Origin of the sequence: Methanothermobacter thermautotrophicus str. Delta H, from assembly GCF_000008645.1 — an archaeon.
Taxonomy (GTDB): domain Archaea; phylum Methanobacteriota; class Methanobacteria; order Methanobacteriales; family Methanothermobacteraceae; genus Methanothermobacter; species Methanothermobacter thermautotrophicus.
In genome coordinates this window covers 1,362,188-1,381,155 of record NC_000916.1, presented here as the reverse complement: position 1 = coordinate 1,381,155, position 18,968 = coordinate 1,362,188, and the positions used below count along the sequence as shown (strand labels likewise).

General features: G+C 49.7%; 14 protein-coding genes. 6 read left to right on the top strand and 8 right to left on the bottom strand.

Features of this window, described 5'->3' with window-relative positions:
• Window positions 1-81 precede the first annotated feature (81 nt).
• A complete protein-coding gene (locus MTH_RS07255) occupies window positions 82-357 on the bottom strand; it encodes a hypothetical protein (RefSeq protein WP_010877129.1) in 276 nt (91 codons plus the stop codon).
• A 127-nt stretch (window positions 358-484) separates the two neighbouring features.
• Here MTH_RS07255 and MTH_RS07250 point away from each other — a divergent pair, with 127 nt between their 5' ends.
• Entirely contained in the window at window positions 485-886 is a 402-nt protein-coding gene (locus tag MTH_RS07250; protein WP_010877128.1) for a hypothetical protein, read from the top strand.
• On the opposite strand, the gene MTH_RS07245 is transcribed toward MTH_RS07250, so the two are convergent.
• The 3 genes from MTH_RS07245 to MTH_RS07235 all read right to left on the bottom strand — a co-directional run bounded on the left by MTH_RS07245 (window position 859) and on the right by MTH_RS07235 (window position 5,246).
• On the bottom strand, window positions 859-1,113 hold the full coding sequence (locus tag MTH_RS07245; protein WP_143485786.1) for a hypothetical protein: 255 nt from the start codon (window positions 1,111-1,113) through the stop codon (window positions 859-861). The two genes, MTH_RS07250 and MTH_RS07245, sit on opposite strands and share 28 nt — an antisense overlap.
• Window positions 1,114-1,170: 57 nt before the next feature.
• The gene (locus MTH_RS07240) at window positions 1,171-3,891 is read right to left on the bottom strand and encodes a cation-translocating P-type ATPase (RefSeq protein WP_048061075.1); all 2,721 of its coding nucleotides are present in this window, start codon (window positions 3,889-3,891) and stop codon (window positions 1,171-1,173) included.
• A 164-nt stretch (window positions 3,892-4,055) separates the two neighbouring features.
• On the bottom strand, window positions 4,056-5,246 hold the full coding sequence (locus MTH_RS07235) for a redox-regulated ATPase YchF (protein ID WP_048061074.1): 1,191 nt from the start codon (window positions 5,244-5,246) through the stop codon (window positions 4,056-4,058).
• Window positions 5,247-5,380: 134 nt separating this feature from the next.
• On the opposite strand from MTH_RS07235, the gene MTH_RS07230 reads away from it, so the two are divergent.
• The gene (locus MTH_RS07230) at window positions 5,381-6,004 is read left to right on the top strand and encodes a cobalt-precorrin-7 (C(5))-methyltransferase (RefSeq protein ID WP_010877124.1); all 624 of its coding nucleotides are present in this window, start codon (window positions 5,381-5,383) and stop codon (window positions 6,002-6,004) included.
• Between the two features lie 418 nt (window positions 6,005-6,422).
• Window positions 6,423-10,541 (top strand): SBBP repeat-containing protein, encoded by a 4,119-nt coding sequence (locus tag MTH_RS07225; protein WP_238374191.1) that lies wholly within the window; start codon window positions 6,423-6,425, stop codon window positions 10,539-10,541.
• A 141-nt stretch (window positions 10,542-10,682) separates the two neighbouring features.
• Here the strand turns inward: MTH_RS07225 and MTH_RS07220 are convergent, their stop codons facing one another.
• Window positions 10,683-11,708, bottom strand: coding sequence for a H(2)-dependent methylenetetrahydromethanopterin dehydrogenase-related protein (locus tag MTH_RS07220; RefSeq protein ID WP_048061073.1), 1,026 nt, complete (start codon window positions 11,706-11,708; stop codon window positions 10,683-10,685).
• Between the two features lie 325 nt (window positions 11,709-12,033).
• The gene (locus MTH_RS07215) at window positions 12,034-13,008 is read right to left on the bottom strand and encodes a TRC40/GET3/ArsA family transport-energizing ATPase (RefSeq protein WP_010877121.1); all 975 of its coding nucleotides are present in this window, start codon (window positions 13,006-13,008) and stop codon (window positions 12,034-12,036) included.
• Between the two features lie 133 nt (window positions 13,009-13,141).
• Between MTH_RS07215 and MTH_RS07210 the strand changes: the two genes are divergently transcribed.
• From MTH_RS07210 to leuS, 3 genes are read left to right on the top strand one after another with little or no spacing between them, the layout of a single operon-like run.
• On the top strand, window positions 13,142-13,942 hold the full coding sequence (locus MTH_RS07210) for an NAD+ synthase (RefSeq protein ID WP_048061072.1): 801 nt from the start codon (window positions 13,142-13,144) through the stop codon (window positions 13,940-13,942).
• Entirely contained in the window at window positions 13,930-14,247 is a 318-nt protein-coding gene (cutA, locus tag MTH_RS07205; protein WP_010877119.1) for a divalent-cation tolerance protein CutA, read from the top strand. Before MTH_RS07210 ends, cutA begins: the two co-directional genes overlap by 13 nt.
• A complete protein-coding gene (leuS, locus tag MTH_RS07200) occupies window positions 14,228-17,074 on the top strand; it encodes a leucine--tRNA ligase (protein WP_048061305.1) in 2,847 nt (948 codons plus the stop codon). Before cutA ends, leuS begins: the two co-directional genes overlap by 20 nt.
• A 166-nt stretch (window positions 17,075-17,240) precedes the next feature.
• Here the strand turns inward: leuS and MTH_RS07195 are convergent, their stop codons facing one another.
• Both MTH_RS07195 and hisG read right to left on the bottom strand, forming a co-directional pair.
• Window positions 17,241-18,014, bottom strand: a complete 774-nt coding sequence (locus tag MTH_RS07195; protein ID WP_048061071.1) for a fumarylacetoacetate hydrolase family protein — start codon at window positions 18,012-18,014, stop codon at window positions 17,241-17,243.
• 11 nt (window positions 18,015-18,025) lie between these two features.
• Entirely contained in the window at window positions 18,026-18,889 is an 864-nt protein-coding gene (hisG, locus tag MTH_RS07190) for an ATP phosphoribosyltransferase (protein ID WP_010877116.1), read from the bottom strand.
• Between the last annotated feature and the right edge of the window lie 79 nt (window positions 18,890-18,968).

Sequence of the window (18,968 nt, the reverse complement as noted above, 5' to 3'; positions counted from 1 at the left end):
AATCACTGGCAAAGTTTCCACCACCCATCAGCATCCAGTTACTGTCTGTAAACAGCGAAGGCGCGGCCAGCCATTCGTCTATCATCGCCTCAGATAGATGAGAATCAGCACAGCTATCACAACAATTAGAATGATAAGGACAAGAAGCCATAGCCAGTCCCCACCTGCAGAATCATCAGCGCCACCAGAATCATCATCGTCGTCGAGGTCAATATGTTTTCCTGATGAACTCTTAAACCCGCCACCAGCCTTACCCTTCATGGCTGGTTTCAGGGTATCCCCTGAGTGGGCCATGCAGGTCCCTATCGATGAACCCGCCACAAATATCATGAGCATGAGAAGAGCTAACCATCTCATACCAGCACCTCCATTTCTTTAATTAATCATAGTTCAGTCCGGGCCCTAATAAATTAGTATCCCTGTATGATCAACCATACAACTCCCCCGTAAGGATTACATAATACTTCAGACATAATATTCTACTATGAAGGTGAAATGTGAGGAATGTGGGGAAACCTACACCCTAAATGATGGGGAGGACCCTGATGATTACATCTGCGAATGCGGCGGAAAACTCAAAAGGGAAACATTCTTGAGGAGAACAGCTCTAGGGGTGGGAGTGTTCTCTATCCCCTACGGCTTCATAGGATTCTCAGAACTCACATTGGGTGGCATTGCTTTAGCGGTGATACTATGGTTCAATGGGAAGGACACATCCTTCGATGATGCCCCATTCATGACCAAGGTCATTGCAGTCATCGCATGGATCTTCTCTCTAGGCACAGCGCTCATCTTAATCCTATCAAGTCTTTTATGGCATGTACCATCTACCATGACTCTCCCCTTCTTCATGGTCCTCTATATCCTCGATCGCATACTCTTGTAGTTGAGTTCTTTTAGTCTATCCAGTTCCGCTTCAACATCCCTCACTGCTGGCCCCTGCCTGGGCGGGTCCTGGAATGATAGCAGGCACTCCGTGAAGGAGGAGTATGGCATCTCTAGGATGTACTCCAGGGGCCAACCCGCCTCCACACTTAACCTGTAGATTTGCCTTTTGAGGATGATCCACTCCTCCTCCGCTGACCTCCTCTTTTCTTTTTTTATTCTCCTCATCATGTCCCTTACATACTCCTGGCCCTATAAATTAGTATCCCTGACAATCCATGATGTTCAGGCCAGCCTCCTCTGTATGAACTTCCTCATCTCATCTGTCAGAAAGACGATGGGTGTGAAGAGTATCAGGATGAACCACTCCAGGATTCCGGGTGGGGCTGTGCCGAAGATGGGCTGCAGTGGTGGCAGATAGATAACAAGGAGCATCACCGAGATTGCAAAGACCATACCTGCCAGTATCCACCTGTTCCTCAGGAGGCCCGCCTCAAGTGCTGATGAACGGAGGGTCTGTGAGGAGAGAAGATTGCCCAGCTGTGCCATGACTATACCTGCAAAGACCACCGTGGTGGCCCTCATGTAGAGGGGATCGCTGGCTGAAAGTTCCTGTCCTGGAAGCCATCCCCCTGAATAGAGAACCAGGAAGTATGCTGCCATGATGAGGGCTGCCTCAATTGTCCCTGTGAACAGGTAACCCCTCAGGATGACCTCCCTGTTAAGGAGCCTCTCTGAGGGGGCCCTTGGTGGCAGTTTCATCACATCAGACTCCGGCAGGGATCTTCCAAGGGCCAGGGCCGGGAGGGTGTCTGTTCCAAGGTCTATTGCGAGTATCTGCATTATGGTTATTGGGAGGGGTATGCTGAAGAGAACCATCATGATAAATGGGACTATCTCAGCTGTCTCATGAGAAAATATGTAGGTTATGAACTTCCTTATATTCTCATAGACCGTACGGCCCTCCCTGACCGCGGTCACGATACTTGCAAAGTTGTCATCTGCAAGGACTATGTCTGCTGCCTCCTTTGCAACATCGGTGCCGCTCCCCATGGCAACACCTATATCTGCCTTCCTGAGGGCGGGTGCATCGTTAACACCGTCCCCTGTCATGGCAACGATCTCATCTGAGTCCTCCAGGACAGATGCTATCCTCATCTTATGTTCAGGGACCGCCCTTGCGAATATAAGGTTCCTCTCCCTGGCCAGTATACCCCTGAGTTCGGTGTCTTTGAGCTTATCCAGCTCCTTTCCCTTGATTATTCTGCACTCACCCTCCACTATCCCGATCTCCCTGGCTATGGCCTCTGCTGTGAGACCATAGTCACCTGTTATCATTATGATCCTTATACCTGCAGTCTTGCAGTGCTCCACAGCCTCCTTAACCCCCTCCCTTGGTGGATCATGCATGGCTGCCATGCCCACCAGTACAAGGTCCCTCTCAACCTCACCGGGGTCCCTGACTTCAAGGTCCTCGGGGAGTTCCCGGTATGCGAAGGCAAGTACACGGAGACCCTTCGAGGCCATTTCATCATGTATGCCTATTATCCTTTCCTTCTCATCTGCATGGAGGGCTCTGACCCTCCCATCCACAGAAATGCGTTCCGATAATCCTATTATCTTCTTTGGCGCTCCCTTGACGTAGGCCACCCTCTTCCCTGATTTCTCATGGATTGAGGTCATTGATTTCCGCCTGGAGTCAAAGGGGAGCTCTGTTATCCTTGGCATCGCTTTGAGTTCTGCCTCAGCATCAAAGCCCAGCTTCTCGGCTGCAACAAGGAGGGCGCCCTCGGTTGAATCACCCAGCACACTCCATTCACCTTCCTCATGTATGAGGGCCGAATCGTTGCAGAAGGTGGCTGCCCTCATGAGCAGCTTCAGCTCGGCCATGTCCCTGTGGCTCACTGGTTCACCCCTGAAGAGGAACTGACCTTCTGGTCTGTAACCTGACCCTGTGACCTCGATGACCTTATGGGGGATCCATATTTTCCTGACCGTCATCTCACCCCTTGTGAGGGTCCCTGTCTTATCTGTGCATATGATTGTCGTTGATCCCAGTGTCTCCACACTGGAAAGTCTCTTCACAAGGGCGTTTTCCCGGGCCATCTTCCTTGCGGATGCCGCAAGTGAGAGTGTGACGCTCGGAAGAAGGCCCTCCGGGACGTTTGCAACCATCAAACCAATTGCGAATATGAATGCCGTTTCAAGGGGGAGTCTGACTATGTAAAGGTTCACCAGGAAGAGGATGACCCCCATGGCGACCGCCAGGGCCCCTATGATCCTTGCGGCCAGGGATATCTGTCGCTGGAGGGGGCTGGGCTCCTCACGCACCTCCTGTGTGAGTGTCGCTATCCTGCTGAACTCGGTGTCCCTGCCGGTTGCAAACACAGCGGCCCTTCCTGTACCTGAAGTCACCTGGGTGCCTGCAAACAGAATGTTCTCTGTGTCTATGTAGTTATCAGCCTCCCTGACCGGGTGTGATACCTTTCTCACAGGTTTTGATTCTCCTGTCAGTGCTGATGCATCCACCCTCAGGTTGTGTGATTCAAGGATCCTTGCGTCGGCCGGGACGGTGTCCCCCTCCTCAAGGATTATGATGTCCCCGTGCACGACATCAGCCGCGGGTATCAGAACCTCCTTTGAGGCCCTTATGACCTTAACCATCACAGGCAGAATGTTTTTAAGGGCCTCGGCTGCCTTTTCAGCCTCATATTCCTGCCAGAAACTGAAGAGTGCGTTTATGATTATAACCATTACAATGGCGACTGCAAGCTGGTAATTGCCTGTTATAAAGGACAGTATGGCTGCGATCCAGAGCAGCAGTGCAAGTACGTTGTAGAGGTTTGATAGAAAAAGCAGGATGAGTGGTCTCCTTTTGACCTCCTCAAGTTTGTTTGGACCGTGGATCTTGAGGCGTTTTTCCGCCTCCTGGGGGTCAAGGCCTGATTCTGATGTTTCAAGCCTCTGCAGGACCTCCTCCACTTCAAGTTCATATATGGCGGTCATGGTTAACACCACATTTACACTTGAAACACACCACCCTCATTATTAAATTAATGTAATACTCTCATCCCATACCCTTGGGGTTGCACAGCCACCAGCTTCATCAAGGGGACTTACACTTGAAATGCACCACTCATGTTATTAAATTAATGTGATATCCTATGAAACTATCTGCTGCATATAATGCTTATTATGTCCCCATCCTCCAGTTCATGGTCGGATGCGACCCTCATACCCTTTCTGGCATCCACCGCATGGAGGAAGGAGTCACCTATCTCCGTGTGTATCAGGTAGGCAAGGTCCCTTGGACTGGAGCCCCGCGGTACAAGGATGGCGTCTGGCAGCACATTCCCCTTCTGGTCAGTGAATCTGTGCTCATCCTCAACCGGGAAGACAACTATCATGTCCAGAAGATCAAATACGGCCCTGTTGATGGCCTCCTGGACACCTGTGCTTCCGTAAACCTCCAGGACATTTTCACGTATGTACTCAAGGGCCGCCCTCTGTTTATCTGTGAGCTTTGATTCATCGATTATCTCAAATTCACTGCCACCGGGGGTGTAACTGATTAAACCCGCCTCTGCTGCCCTTCTGAGGGCCAGTTCAGCCTCTGCAGATGCGGGTACCACGTGGGGGTAGGCATCCTTCAGGCGCTCAATATTCTCACCGGCTGAGGGAAGGTCAGCCTTATTTGCAACTATGAGCATTGGCTTTGCTATTCTGAGGAGCTCATCAAGGAACTGCAGAAGCTCATCCTTCCCCCATGAATAAACATCGGCATCCACCTTTCTTGATGCCTCAATGATGTCCTCAGGTGTTATTCCGGTACCTGAGAGCTGTTCATGTATGATTCGGTTCATGTCGAGCTTCTCTGAAGCAGCCTTTCTGAGGAGCCTCTCCCAGTTCCTCTCGAGGATCCCGTAGAGCCACATGGTTATCTCCTCCTCCAGGAACTCAACGTCCTCCAGGGGGTCGTGGCTTCCTGCTTCAACGGGTCTCCCCTCCTCATCGGTGGAACCCGAGGCGTCTATGACATGGAGAAATGCCCTCGCCTGTCTGAGGTCATCAAGGAACTTGTTCCCGAGGCCCCTCCCCTCATGGGCCCCTGGTACCAGGCCGGCGACGTCTATGAGCTCCACTGGTATTAGTCTGACACCATTGATGCACCGGGAGTTCCGGGGGTTGCATTCAACTCCAAGTTCCCTGCAGGGGCATCTGCAGGATGCATAGGCCACTGCATGGTTGGCATCGATTGTTGTGAAGGGATATGATGCAACCTCGGCCTCAGATAGGGTGGCTGCATTGAAGAATGATGATTTTCCAACGTTGGGTTTTCCTGTGACTGCAATCTGGATCATTGTTATCACATTAATAAGTAGTGCCGGGATATTATAATAAAATGTTGGTATGGGACACTCTCTTTAATGGAGAGATTGCTGAGACCCAGTGAATATCTGCCTCCGTGCTGATTTGATGGAATAGGGGTAATTTTATGACTCTGAACATAGTGGGAATAGGTCCAGGATCGCCGGATTACATCACACCCGCTGCAAAAAATGTGGTTATGAACTCAGAAGTTGTATTTGGAAGTCGCAGGGCCCTTGAACTTTTTCCATCCGCCAGAAAAACCGTGGTCCTCGGTGCCAGGGATATGGATGAGAAGTTAGGAAGGGCTGCTGAACTTGCAATCGCCATGGAGGTCTCCGTGCTCTCCACAGGCGACCCTGGATTTTCAGGGGTCCTCAAACCACTGAAAAGGATAATATCCTCCCGTGGACTCCCGGTGAGGGTGAAGGTGGTGCCTGGAATCAGCTCAATCCAGCTATGTGCTGCGAGGCTGCTGATACCCTGGGACGATGCAGATGTCATCACCCTTCATGGACGTGGCGAGGAGGGGATCCTGGATGTAATTGATAATGGGAGGCCAACCATAATCCTGCCCTCAAGGAATCCATCAAAGACAGCAGCATTCCTCATTGAATGCGGTCTTGACCCTGAAAGGAGGGTTGCTGTCTGTGAAAGGCTCAGCTATCCCGATGAGAGGGTCCTGAAATCAACACTGAGGGATGTGAGTGAATCTGAATTCAGTTACATGTCCATCCTCGTTGTCCTCTGAAGCCTTTATTTACCTCTAATTCCATCCCCTTCTCTGATATCCTGAAAACGACACATCAGCTGAAATATTCTGCCACCGAAGCCGTGACTGTATATAACGAATTTTCAGCTGCTGATGCTCCGGATGTTTTCTGAGGCTGATTAATACTGAATAATCCTCTATTAATAAAAATCCTTTTTAGATTGTCCCTCTTATTGTATAACTTCATGAAAACATCCAGTTTATTTTTTTGAAGTGTAAAGATAATTTCTTAATTTCAAGATCAAACCGTAAATTATATTCATTATAACTGTGAGAATAAAGTTCACCTTTGGGAGGTGATAAAATAGACCTATATAAAAGGTTTTCTATTCTGTTTTGCACCATATTCCTCCTACTGATACTGCAGGGTACAGTAGCTGCAGAATCAAACTATACAGTGGACTATTCAACATACCTCGGTGACAAAGTCGTTGACGAGGCACGTGACGTCTATGTGGACGACTCAGGGTACATCTATGTGACCGGATCTACACATGTAAATGGATCCAAGGATGTATTCGTCACCAAATTTAACGTGACAAGAGAAGTCATATACCACACAATATTAACTGACACATCAGGAGACGACTGGGGCCACAGAATAGTTGCAGATGGAGATGGATACGCCTACGTTGTGGGCGAGATAAACCATGACGGTCTGAAGGTTGCGGATGCCTTCATATCAAAAATAGACCCCTCAGGCAAAGAAGTTAAGAGGGTATACATTGGCGGCTCAGGCTATGACGTTGCAAAGGGCCTTGCCATCGATTATGAGGGCAACATTTACGTCAGTGGCTACACAATTTCAACCGTCCTCAATGTATCCGAGCTGGGTGGGGGTACAGCCAGAGTGCCTGGGACCAACCCAAACGCAACTCCACTGACAGACTGGACCTATCATGGTGGATACGATGCATTTCTTGCCAGGTTCGACCAGGACCTCAATCCTGTCAATCTAAGATACTTTGGGGGATCATGGGACGACTACTGCCAGGGTATCGCCATTGACTATGCAGGTAACATATACATTACGGGATACACCTACTCAGATGACTTTCCAGTGACATTTGATGCCATATCCGGTGATAAAAGGGGAACCACCGATATATTTCTATCAAGATTCACTCCAGACCTGAATTGTGATTATTCAACCTATCTTGGAGGTTCAGGACCGGATTTCTGTTATTCAATTATATCCAGGGACTCCCGGATTTACCTCGCAGGTAAAACCAATTCATCTGACTTCCCTGTGACACCAAACGCCTACCAGAAAACAAGGAACGGCTCCAGTGACGGTTTCATCATGGTATTCAATGACTACTCAGTGGAATACTCAACCTATCTCGGTGGGCGCGGAGACGACTCAATAAACGATATCACACAGGACATCCTTGGAAACCTCTACCTCACAGGTTGGACAGGATCAGATAACTTCCCCTTAACACCCGGAGCATACGACAGTTCCTTAAGTGGTGTGGATGCCTTCGTTATGAAATTCAGCATCCCGAAAGGCGTCCTCTACAGCTCCTACCTGGGGGGCATTGAGGCAGACCAGGGCTACGGTGTGGCGGTTGACAGGTACCAGAACATCTATGTTGCAGGGAAAACCTGGTCCTCAAATTTCACGGTAACTCCAGATGCCTGCAAAAAGAATCTCACAGGACTCTCAGATGGTTTCCTTACAAGATTCACACCATTCATAATAAGCAACATCAGCGTGACACCCCTCAACGGGACAGGACCCCTCACAGTAACCCTTAGAGGTAACATAACCAACTGCGGTGATTCCACAGGGTGGTACAGACTTGACCTCTACATAAACGGTTACAGGACTGCTGGAAAGTGGGTCGAGGTTGGTTCACTGGAAACAGAGCCCTTCGAGTTTGAATACACCCTGAGAAACAGCAGGGCATATTCTGTGGGTGTGAACAACTTCCCACCAGCAACTGTGAGGGTATTCCTCGGGCCCCTGATAATCCCAGAGAACCTCCGGGTGACACCATCAGGTGGCCAGGAGCCCCTGAAGGTGAATGTGACAGCTGACCTTGTAAACTACGGCGACCTTCCAGACAGCTACACAGCAGAACTTTACATTGACGGGGTGCTCCTTGACAGCAGGAATGTCACCGTGAACGCCAGCAGCAGGACCACCGTATCCTTCAACAGGACCCTTGCAGCAGGCCTATATGAGATCACCATAAACGACCTTGAACCCGAGCTGGTCTATGTCATGGAGGGGGAGAAGTTCTACATAGAAAACTTCACACTGACACCCCAGAGCGGAGCAGCACCACTGACGGTTACGGTCAGCGCCATGATCACCAATATCGATTCAAATCCAAGGAGTTACACAGCCACCATATACGTCAACGGTGTTCCCGATCACACGAAGGTCCTCAATATTCCAGGTGAAAGCACGGTACCCTTCAGCACCAGCATACTCCTTCCTGATAGAGGATTATACACGATATCACTCAACAATAATGTCTCAGGAACCGTCAGGGTCCTCAGTGAGGCCAACTTCACACTATCCAATGTTACAGTTTCCCCGGTGGAGGGCAAATCACCACTCAACGTGACTGTCACTGCAATAGTAAGGAACAACGGTGACCTAGCAGGTGATTTCGCAGTGACGCTCTACCTTGATGATGTAGCCTGGGAAACCAGAACCGTCAGTGTCCCTGGTAAGAGTTCGGTGCTGGTTTCATTCAAAAAGGAGCTCGCCTTTCCAGGTGAATACCGTCTGCGTTTGAACTCAGGCACTGATGTGACTATCAGGGTCCTTGAGCCTGATCCAACGATCACAGGGTTCAATGTCACGCCTGTGACAGGCCCGGCCCCATTAAGTGTAAGGGCGTCCCTGAACGTGACAAATCCCCACGACCTGGTTATAGGTTTCACTGCAAGGCTAATGGTTGATGGTGTGGTCGTCCAGGAGAACATTGTGAGTCTCAGTCCGGGCGAAACAAGGGAAATCGCCATGGGGACACTTCTAACCCCTGGAAACCATACTGTGGGAATCAATGAGTTCAGTAAAATCGTGCGTGTCCTTAGACCTGCCAGCATAACCCTCTCAGATCTGCGCGTGACACCATCTTCAGGTTTCAGCCCTCTTACCATAACAGCCACTGCCACTGCCAGGAACACCGGCGAGGTTGACGGGAATTACACTGCAGTCCTCTACATCAACGGTCTGGCTGTGGATGAGAAGAATGTTACAGTTGGGGCCGGTAGAAGCGTCCAGGTGGCATTTAATCACACCATAGAAAATGCCGGAATATACCTGGCTGGAATAGGATCTCTAACCCCACTTGATGTGAGGGTACTCAGTGAACCTGCAATCTCAAACCTCAGTGCCACACCACTCACCGGTGTTTCACCACACAGGATAATAGTCACGGCCCTGGTAAGCACCACTGAGGAGGGGTCTGGAAACTACACTGCAGGGCTCTACATTGACGGTGTGAATGTCCAGAACAGGACCGTTAGGGTCACAGGTCCGGGTTCAGTGCTTGTTAGCTTCACAGCGGATATCAGTGAACCAGGTGAGCACCAGGTGACTGTCAATTCCCTTTCCCCGGTCACGGTGAGGGTTCTAAGACCCGCAACCTTCATTGTTGACAGCCTAACTGTTTCACCATCCACCGGAGTCATACCCTTCAGAGTCAATGCATCTGTAAGGGTGACCAACATCGGAGACATTGCCGGTAACTACACCGCAAGGCTCTACATTGACGGTGTGAATGTCCAGAACAGGACCGTTAACGTGCCTGCCGGTGGGGATGTCACAGTGTCATTCACATACAATATAACGCAGAGGGGCAACCACACGGTGTGGATAGATAATCCGCCCGGCATCAATGTGAACGCACTGAAACCAGCCACACTTGAGATAAGATCATTCAGTGTTACACCGGGAAGCGCTGTGGGGTCAGTGAACGCAAATGTCAGTGCAGAGATTGAAAACAGTGGTGACCTTGAAGGGGAATTCAGCATACCATTCTACCTAAACGGGTCACTCATAAGGAACGAAACCATCAGACTCGGACCCGGGGAGAGAGGAAACATAAACTTCCAGCAGTACCTATCCGGACCCGGTGTCTACACCTTCAGTCTGGGTAACCTCAGGAACAGCACAGTATACGTTAACCCGGCCAGAAGAAAATACTCCTTCACATTCAGAAATACAGGAAAGTACACCACCACAGTGACATACTATGTGACGGTTTATTCATCAACCGGTGCAAAACTTGGATACCGGACATTCAAGTTCACACTGAAACCCGGCAGAAGCTACTCAGCAACCATCGGATACTACCCATACGATGCAAGGATAGTGACAACGAGGAAGATCTACAACCCGAGCAGGTACACCAGGACCATAAAACTCTCAGAGACCTTCAGAGCCGACACACTATCAGCAACGCTCAACTACAGCAACACCATAAGGGGTTACAGGTACGTGTACATAAAAAAGACCTTCAGGGCGGTTAATATGAGAATAACCGTCACCTGATCTTTTTATTTTTTGGATTAAAACATCGATTCAGAGCTTCTACTAAAAACTTATTCTGGATAACATCAAATCATTGCAAAAATCAGCTGCCGAATTGGTCTCAAAAAAATTTGTTGCACAAAATAAGATAAGGAAAAATTATTATTCAAACATCTTCCTCATGCAGCGCCTTATTGTACCCTCGGCAGCCTTTCCACCCATGAGGTTCTTTATCTCCTTTGCAAGGGCCTGTGCAGCAACCAGATCCGTGTGCCTGATCTCACCCTTCTCTATCCATTTATTTACCTCATCATCAAGGTCTGATAGGGTGTTGAGTGCTGCATCCAGTTCCTCCTGCTCCTCAAGGAGGTGCATTGATTTAGCGCTCCTCACAAGGAGTTCAGGGTTCATGGCCTTGAGCATTCCATTAACACCTGAGGTTTCAACGAGTGAAGCTATGGTCTGGAGTGTCATGAGGATCTGCTTTTCAACCATCTCCTTGGGGGCCCTGATTATCTGTGTACCCACATAGTAGTAGTCAAGGACACCTGAAAGTGTGACCGCTGTAACAAGTGACCCCATATCTGCAACTGCACTTGATACGTCGGCTGGTACAACATAGGCTACCTTACCGCAGCTTTCAGCGAGTTCAACGCATCTTGATATCTGTTCATCTGTTGCTATGTCAAGTTCACTGCTTGAGTGACCCCCTATGACATAGTGGCCGTGCTGTGGTGTACCAGGGACGGCTGCAGGGTGCATTGATGCTATACCCAGGTCCTTACGATCCCTTCTAAGCTCCCTTTCAAGTACGTAGTAGAGTACCACAGGTGAGACCGTACAGGTGTTTGCTATGACAGCCCCCTCTGGCAGGTGATTTGTTATGTTCTTTGCTATCTCAAAGGTCTTCTTACCGAAGGGTGTGAAGAGTACTGCTATTTCAGCCTCACTGGCTGCCTCTGCATCGTTGTCTGTTACTGTGACCCCTGCATCCTCAACCACCTTCCAGTGTGCATCATCCAGCATATCCCTTGCTGGTTCTGCCAGTACAACGTCATGTCCGGCCTCTGCAAATTCAATTGCCATTCTGCTTCCACCGTAGGGTGCCTCACCCCCATATTTTTCAGGCAAGTTCAGCTGGTCCACATAAAGTTTCTGGTTACCCGCGCCATAAACTGCAACTTTCATAGTGCTCACCTAACATTAATATATTGTTAAGTAATTTGAATGAATATTATAAATTTTGGCATTTTTTTCTTTGAAAAAATTAGGAGCCCCCAGCATCCTAAAATACATTAAGAAGTCAAAAATTATTTTAAAATTTGATATACTCCCATTTAAATTCCATATTAAGATTTAAAGGTCTTAAATATGATATAAATTGAAATAATGACATCTGAGATGGAAAATTTTTTAATAAAAGATGGTGATTCTATAATACAGTGGCCTTAAAGGTGGTAAAAAGAGGAAAAATCAGGTGCTCAATGTACTGATCATAAAAAATTTAAGGGATCTATTCTGGCTCGGGTTCGCCGTAAAGCTGCTCTGCTATCTTCTCCAGGGTTTCAATACCCTTTGCCTCCTTCTTGAGAAGCGGGACCTCTGCAACCACCTTATCACTGAATTTCTCCCGGATCTGCTTAAGCCTCTCCTGCTGGAGTTTTCTGCGGGCATTACAGAACTCGCAGTCGCTCTCCTCCGGGAGGACCTGGTTCACTATTACGCCGTCGGCGTGGATACTGTACTTCTCGAGGGCCTTCATTGCCCTCTCTGACTCGTAGATGGACATCTCCTCAGGGATGACAACCATCTTGAAGGATGTCCTCTCAGGGTCTGACATGACCTCCCTTGCAGCGTTTATCTGCTTCTTGGTGGCCTCCATGTCCTGCAGCGCCCTGTCCTCCTCTTCCTCATCACCCATGAATGGGAGTATGTTCTTGAAGGCCTTGGCCATGCTTCCTATCTGCCTCCTTATCTTTATCATCTTCCCGACCCATGAGTCCATTATTTCAGGGAAGGATAGGAGGCGGAGGGTGTGACCGGTTGGTGCCGTGTCAAAGATAACGATGTCGTATTCATCGGTTGTCATGTACCTCAGGAACTGGTCGAAGGCCGCAGCCTCATCGATACCCGGGGACATTGATGCCATGTCCATCTGGTCCTGGAGCATATCCAGGCCCATGCCAGGGTTCATTGCAGCCTGTTCCTGAAGTTTTGCCTGGTACTCCTCCATTGCAACCTCAGGGTCTATCTCAACCGCATAGAGGTTCTCGGTTATCTTTGTGGGGGTGTGGCCTATCTCCCTCTCCAGTGAATCTGAAAGTGAGTGTGCAGGGTCAGTTGAGATCACCAGGGTCTTTTTACCTGACCTTGCCATCCAGAGGGCTGTTGCAGCCGATATGGTTGTCTTACCAACTCCTCCCTTTCCACCTATGAATACAAATGTTGTTTTGCCCTTATTGAACTTGAAGAGATCCTTAAATGCCATTATACTCCTCCTGTAAAATTAATCATCGATCCAAGATCAGCATCACTGATATAAGTTTTTCTACCTCTTTTGATAGTTATATAAAATATACCCTACTTACTTTTAACCATTGCTGTTTGATGAGAGTGGTTCCATGAAGTGTGTTCCCGGGCTTTGTTCTGAAGTGGTATCGGTAATAGAGGATTTCATAAGGCAGAAGGTGGCTGAGAGTGGAGCCAGCGGTGTGGTGCTGGGGCTCAGTGGTGGTGTGGACTCAAGCACAGTAGCATACCTTGCAGTTAATGCTCTGGGACCTGACAGGGTCCTCGGGCTAATCATGCCATCCAGTACTACCCCCAGGGATGATCTGAGACATGCCAGGACCGTTGCAGATGAACTTGGAATTGAGAGTGAAACCATAGACATTGACCCCATCATAGAATCCCTCACTGGGCTCTGCAGCCACAATGCGAATGAACTGGCACTGGCAAACCTTAAACCAAGGGCCCGCATGGTGATCCTCTACTACCATGCCAACTCCCTGAACCGGCTCGTGGCAGGTACCGGTAACCGGACCGAGCTACTTCTGGGTTACTTCACCAAGTACGGTGATGGTGGAGTTGATATGCTACCCATCGGAGGACTGTACAAGGGACAGGTCCGTGAACTTGCGGGGAGGCTGGGTGTTCCCCCTGAGATAATAAAAAAACCTCCCACAGCCGGCCTCTGGCACGGCCAGACCGATGAGGAGGAACTCGGCATGAAGTACGATCTACTGGATGAACTCCTCTGCCTCCTGGTTGACAGGAAGCTCCCGGTGGAGGAGGTCGCATCCACCCTATCACTGCCACCCTCAGAGGTTGAAAGGATTGCCAGTATGGTTAAGGGATCGGAGCATAAACTGAAACCCCCTGAGGTCCCGGATATCTGGGAGGTGATGGAGTGTTCACACTGATCTACATAACAGCATCCTCAGTGGATGAATCAGCATCCATCGGACGTAAACTTGTTGAGGAGAGACTCGCTGCCTGTGTTAATATAATCCCCTCCATAAGGTCCATCTATCACTGGGAGGGAAGCATGGAGGAGGATGAAGAGTCAGCCCTCATTGTTAAAACGTCCCATGAACTGACCCCGCAAATAATTAAAAGAGTCAGGGAACTACATAGTTATGATAATCCATGCATAATATCAATTCCCATAACCGGGGGATCTCGTGATTACCTTGAATGGTTAGATGATGAAGTTAAAAGGCCATGATGGCGGTGATTCAGTGGATATTGAAAGAAAATGGCGTGATAGATGGAGAGATGCTGGCATATTTCAGGCTGACCCTGATGACAGAGAAAAGATATTCCTCACAGTCGCTTACCCCTACCCCAGTGGTGCGATGCACATAGGACACGGGAGGACCTACACTGTCCCTGATGTCTATGCACGGTTCAAGAGGATGCAGGGCTACAACGTCCTGTTTCCCATGGCCTGGCATGTCACAGGGGCCCCTGTCATAGGGATAGCGCGGAGGATTCAGAGGAAGGATCCCTGGACCCTCAAAATCTACAGGGAGGTCCACAGGGTCCCCGAGGATGAGCTTGAACGTTTCAGTGACCCTGAGTACATAGTTGAATACTTCAGCAGGGAATACCGGTCTGTTATGGAGGATATGGGCTACTCCATCGACTGGAGGCGTGAATTCAAAACCACGGATCCCACCTACAGCAGGTTCATACAGTGGCAGATAAGGAAGCTGAGGGACCTTGGCCTCGTAAGGAAGGGCGCCCATCCTGTTAAGTACTGCCCTGAATGTGAAAACCCTGTGGGTGACCATGACCTCCTTGAGGGTGAGGGGGTTGCCATAAACCAGCTCACACTCCTCAAATTCAAACTTGGAGACTCATACCTGGTCGCAGCCACCTTCAGGCCCGAGACAATCTATGGGGCCACCAACCTCTGGCTGAACCCTGATGAGGATTATGTGAGGGTTGAAACAGGTGGTGAGGAGTGGATAATAAGCAGGGCTGCCGTGGATAATCTTTCACACCAGAAACTGGACCTCAAGGTTTCCGGTGACGTCAACCCCGGGGACCTGATAGGGATGTGCGTGGAGAATCCTGTGACGGGCCAGGAACACCCCATACTCCCGGCTTCCTTCGTTGACCCTGAATATGCCACAGGTGTTGTGTTCTCTGTCCCTGCACATGCCCCTGCAGACTTCATAGCCCTTGAGGACCTCAGGACAGACCATGAACTCCTTGAAAGGTACGGTCTTGAGGATGTGGTTGCTGATATTGAGCCCGTGAATGTCATAGCAGTGGATGGCTACGGTGAGTTCCCGGCGGCCGAGGTTATAGAGAAATTTGGTGTCAGAAACCAGGAGGACCCCCGCCTTGAGGATGCCACCGGGGAGCTATACAAGATCGAGCATGCGAGGGGTGTTATGAGCAGCCACATCCCTGTCTATGGTGGTATGAAGGTCTCTGAGGCCCGTGAGGTCATCGCTGATGAACTGAAGGACCAGGGCCTTGCAGATGAGATGTATGAATTCGCTGAGCGACCTGTTATATGCCGCTGCGGTGGCAGGTGCGTTGTGAGGGTCATGGAGGACCAGTGGTTCATGAAGTACTCTGATGACGCCTGGAAGGACCTCGCCCACAGGTGCCTCGATGGCATGAAGATAATACCCGAGGAGGTCCGGGCCAACTTTGAATACTACATCGACTGGCTCAATGACTGGGCATGTTCAAGGAGGATAGGCCTTGGAACAAGGCTGCCCTGGGATGAGAGGTGGATCATCGAACCCCTCACAGACTCAACAATCTACATGGCATATTACACCATCGCACACCGCCTCAGGGAGATGGATGCCGGGGAGATGGACGATGAGTTCTTTGATGCCATATTCCTAGATGATTCAGGAACCTTTGAGGATCTCAGGGAGGAATTCCGGTACTGGTACCCCCTTGACTGGAGGCTCTCTGCAAAGGACCTCATAGGCAATCACCTGACATTCCATATATTCCACCACTCAGCCATATTCCCTGAGTCAGGGTGGCCCCGGGGGGCTGTGGTCTTTGGTATGGGCCTTCTTGAGGGCAACAAGATGTCATCCTCCAAGGGCAACGTCATACTCCTGAGGGATGCCATCGAGAAGCACGGTGCAGACGTGGTGCGGCTCTTCCTCATGTCCTCAGCAGAGCCATGGCAGGACTTTGACTGGAGGGAGAGTGAGGTCATCGGGACCCGCAGGAGGATTGAATGGTTCAGGGAATTCGGAGAGAGGGTCTCAGGTATCCTGGATGGTAGGCCAGTCCTCAGTGAGGTTACTCCAGCTGAACCTGAAAGCTTCATTGGAAGGTGGATGATGGGTCAGCTGAACCAGAGGATACGTGAAGCCACAAGGGCCCTTGAATCATTCCAGACAAGAAAGGCAGTTCAGGAGGCACTCTATCTCCTTAAAAAGGATGTTGACCACTACCTTAAGCGTGTTGAGGGTAGAGTTGATGATGAGGTTAAATCTGTCCTTGCAAACGTTCTGCACGCCTGGATAAGGCTCATGGCTCCATTCATACCCTACACTGCTGAGGAGATGTGGGAGAGGTATGGTGGTGAGGGTTTTGTAGCAGAAGCTCCATGGCCTGACTTCTCAGATGATGCAGAGAGCAGGGATGTGCAGGTTGCAGAGGAGATGGTCCAGAATACCGTTAGAGACATTCAGGAAATCATGAAGATCCTTGGATCCACCCCGGAGAGGGTCCACATATACACCTCACCAAAATGGAAATGGGATGTGCTAAGGGTCGCAGCAGAGGTAGGAAAACTAGATATGGGCTCCATAATGGGAAGGGTTTCAGCTGAGGGCATCCATGATAACATGAAGGAGGTTGCTGAATTTGTAAGGAGGATCATCAGGGACCTTGGTAAATCAGAGGTTACGGTGATAGACGAGTACAGCGTACTCATGGATGCATCTGATTACATTGAATCAGAGGTTGGAGCCAGGGTTGTGATACACAGCAAACCAGACTATGACCCTGAAAACAAGGCTGTGAATGCCGTTCCCCTGAAGCCAGCCATATACCTTGAATGATCCTCAGACAGCTCTTTTCCTAGAGTATAAATCCAGACCCATTTTTTCTCTTTTCTCTGCAAACATATGAAAAAATGAGAATTCCTCAAAAGAATATCCAGACCCATCTCTCTTTTCTCTGAAAAATTATGAAAAAAGAATCCTTTCTCAATGGTCGATAAAATCCTCAATCCATCCACACAGACCTTTCAACCCGGTTCACAAGGGTCCCCACACCCTCAACGGTGGCCCTCACGGTGTCCCCAGGTACCATCTGGCCCACGCCGGGAGGTGTGCCAGTTGCTATGACGTCCCCTGGCTCCAGTGTCATGACATGGGATATGAACTCGAGGAGCTCGTGGACCGTGAATATCATGTTGGACGTGTTTGAGGACTGTCTGACCTCTCCATTGAGTTTCAGGGATATATCAAGATTATCCGGAGTTACATCAGTCTCTATTACAGGCCCTATCGGGCAGAAGGTGTCAAAACTCTTTGCACGTGTCCACTGACCGTCCCTCCTCTGCAGGTCCCTTGCAGTTACATCATTGAGGACAGTGTAGCCTGCTATGAACTCAGATGCCGCCGAGGAGTCAACCCTCCGGGCCCTCTCTGATACGACGGCTGCAAGTTCAACCTCATAGTCAACTTCTGAGGACATCTCAGGATATATCACTGTGTCCCCAGAACCTATCACGGTTGTCGGCGGTTTAAGGAAGATGATCGGTTCATCCGGGATGTCCATTCCAAGTTCAGCGGCATGGTCCCTGTAGTTGAGGCCCACACAGACTACCTTGGATGGGGATACCGGTGGTAGTATCCTCACATCATCCAGTGAATGTTCAGCAATGACCTCAGGGTTATCTGAGAGGTATTCCTCCTCCCGGATCTCCAATATCCTTCTGTTCTCTGTGAACCCGTGAAGGAGCCTTCCATCCTTCATGAACCTCAGGAATTTCAATTCAATCACCCTCAGGGTATTATCCTCTCAATGGGCACAACAAGTATATCCCTTGCCCCCACCGCCTTGAGCCTGTTTATGAGGTTGAAGACCTCCTTTTCATCCACCACTGCGTGTACTGCCACAACCCCGTTATCTGAGAGCACCTCTGAGACCGTGGGACCTGTCATCCCGGGCATCAGGGCCCTGACCCTGTCAAGGTTTTTGCGGTCGATGTTAAGCATCACCAGTCTCTTCCCCTCGGCATCTATGACTCCACGTATCCCTGTTCTGAGTTCCTCTATTATCCCTGATTTGGTGGCGTAGCTTTCCCTGTTTGCTATGAGCTTAACCGAACTTTCGAGGATGGTGTCGATTACCCGGAGGTGGTTCATCCTGAGGGTTGTCCCTGTGCTGCTGAGGTCTGTTATGAGGTCAGCGACTCCAATGAAGGGCGCTATCTCTGTTGATCCTGTGAGTTCAACAACCTCCGCATCTATACCATGCTCCCTGAGATAGTTCTCTGTTATCCCCGGGAACTCTGTGGCTATAACTGCACCCCGAGGTATGTCCTCCGGGCCCCTGATGGTGGAGTCCTCAGGGGCTGCAAGAACCAGGCTGGCCCTCCCGTATTTGAGGTCCTCCAGGATTTCAACGTCACTTCCCCTTTCAACTATGAGGTCATAGCCGGTGATCCCCAGGTCAGCGGCACCGTCGGCAACGAATTCCGGTATATCCGCTGCTCTGCTGAACATTACCTCAATCTGGGGGTGCTGTGTCTTTGAGAATAATTTCCTGTTAACAGTGTCCTTAAGGCCGACACCTGCATTTTCAAGTAACCTTATTGCAGGCTCGCTTATCCTTCCCTTGGAGGGAACCGCTATTCTTATCTTCATTAAATCCCTCGATGACTGGTTAAATTTATTTTACATTAAGCTCCTGCAGGGTTTATCCGTTCATCTGCAGGATCTATCA